The 2104-nt window shown below is 61.5% G+C and carries 2 protein-coding genes; one reads left to right on the forward strand and one right to left on the reverse strand.

Features of this window, described 5'->3' with window-relative positions:
- Nucleotides 1–885, reverse strand: an 885-nt coding sequence (locus KF784_20105; GenBank protein MBX3121362.1) for a hypothetical protein, incomplete at its 3' end; no start/stop codon positions are given.
- A 200-nt stretch (nt 886–1085) separates the two neighbouring features.
- Here KF784_20105 and KF784_20110 point away from each other — a divergent pair.
- Nucleotides 1086–2104 (forward strand): PAS domain S-box protein (locus KF784_20110; protein MBX3121363.1); only part of this gene is annotated, 1019 nt, incomplete at its 3' end.

Genomic DNA, 2104 nt, shown 5'->3' on the forward strand with positions numbered 1-2104 from the left:
AGGGGCCGCATGTTCAGCCCGTGCCTTCGACGCCTCGATCTCCGGCAGCGGCTGTCCGATCAGCCCTTGGAGGTAGGCTTTATCCACCGCGTCGAACAGGTTTTGCCGTGCAGCCCCATCCGGTCCCTCGACGGCCACCACCACATTGTGCACGGCGAGGCCGCCGCTACGACGGGCGCTCGGCGCGCCGAATGTCGCCACAGTGGCGTTGGACTCCGGGAATCGTTCCACATTCATGGCCAGACGAACCACGAGTTCCTGAGGGTAGGATTCCAAGCGCTTGGCTTGCGCACGCAGCACGTCGGTGCGGGATTTCACCGCGGCGACATGGTCGGTGACGACCTTCTTCGCCGCATCCTCCAGCTTCTTTCCCTCGACCATCGCACGATCCACCTGAGCCTGTTGCTCGGACGTGAAGGGAGGATCCTTCCGGCTCCGACGTGGCGCAGCGTCGTAGGCGGACTTCATCTGAGCCAGCAACTGCTTGTACTCCGAATCTCTTTCAGGCGGCAACTTTTCCGCATCCTCAATTTGCTTCTCGATGCCCTTGCGTTCGGCATACAGACGGTCGGCTTCCGCTTTGGGAAACTTGTACAGATATCCTCCGCCCACACTCACGGCAAACGCCCCCACCTGATCCGCCTGACACAATGAGAGGCGCGGTTGCCGGGAGAAGTCATACGGTCCACCGCGACGCTCGCTGTTCGGGATGGGTGACGGTAACGCAGCGGCCAAGGCTGCCTCCGCACGAGCCGCGAATGCCGATTCCTCCGGCGTGGCGTTTCGCACCCCGTCCACACAATCGGCTCGCGCCGCATCCGGCATTCCACTCAACACCGAGATGACAATCAGGGCAAGGGCACCACCAGCACATGTCGTCCGCATCGCAGTCCTCCACCGTGAGCGCCAACAGCAGCAGCCGGCGCATATCCGGCCAGGCCGACCGGAAGTATAGGGGATGCACCCACGAAGTCAAGACAGCGGGCGGCTCGCGTGAGCAGGGACGTCTTGCACGATGGTAGCGGTTTTACTAAGATCTCCCCATCATGCCGCTCTCCTCCCCTCCCCCACATGACAATCCCCAGATGCAGTTGCTCCGTCGCGAGCTGAGCAACGAGCTGATTGCCCGTCGGCAAGCAGAAACGGACATCGACCGCTTCTTCGACCTGTCCTTGGACATGCTCTGCATTGCCGACGCCGAGGGCTATTTCGTCCGGCTGAGTCCCGCCTTCACCCGCACCTTGGGCTGGAGCCTCGAGGAATTGATGAGCCGACCGTTCCTCGATTTCGTCCATCCCGACGATCGAGCAAGCACGCTTCTCGAAGTCGAGCGCCAGATCGGCAGGGGGGAACCGGTCCTGGAATTTCAGAACCGCTATCAACACCAAGACGGCTCCTGGCGGTTGTTGTCGTGGAAATCCTCGCCGCATACGGATGGGAGTCTGTATGCCATCGCGCGCGACGTCACCGACCGTGAGGAGGCCGCGCAAGCGTTACGACGATCCCATGAGGAGTTGGAGCATCGCGTGCAGGAGCGCACGGCAGAACTCCAGCAGCGCAATCGCGACTTGGAAACCCTGTTGAATGTCAGTTCGCACGATTTACGTGAACCCCTGCGATCGATCTCCAACTTCTCCCAATTGGTCCGCGAGCGGTACGGAGACCGCCTCGACGCGAAGGGCATCGATTACATCGATCGCGTCATTCGGGCCGCGCAGCGGATGGATCAGCTGATGGAGGATCTGCTCACGTTGTCCAGAGCGCAACGCTTAGAGATGCCGTATGAAGAGGTCCGCGGCGACGACTTGGTCCGGGCGGCCTTGACTCAACTGGATGAGACGATTCGGCGGATGGGCGCGCACGTCCGTGTGGCCGCCGAATTTCCCTCGTTTCGTGTCAATAAAACCTGGGTCACGCAAGCGCTGTACAATCTGATCGCCAATGCGCTCAAATTCCACCAGCCTGGAGCGGTCCCTGAAATCGACTTGGCGTCCTATCGCCTAATGGAGGACGCAATCCCCAAGGTCGGTCGGGTCGTGCGCGACCGTGGACCCGGGGTCGCCCCGGACCAAGCCCAACGGATCTTCCAATTATTTCAACGGGG

This window comes from Fimbriimonadaceae bacterium (assembly GCA_019638775.1).
Lineage (GTDB): Bacteria > Armatimonadota > Fimbriimonadia > Fimbriimonadales > Fimbriimonadaceae > JAHBTD01.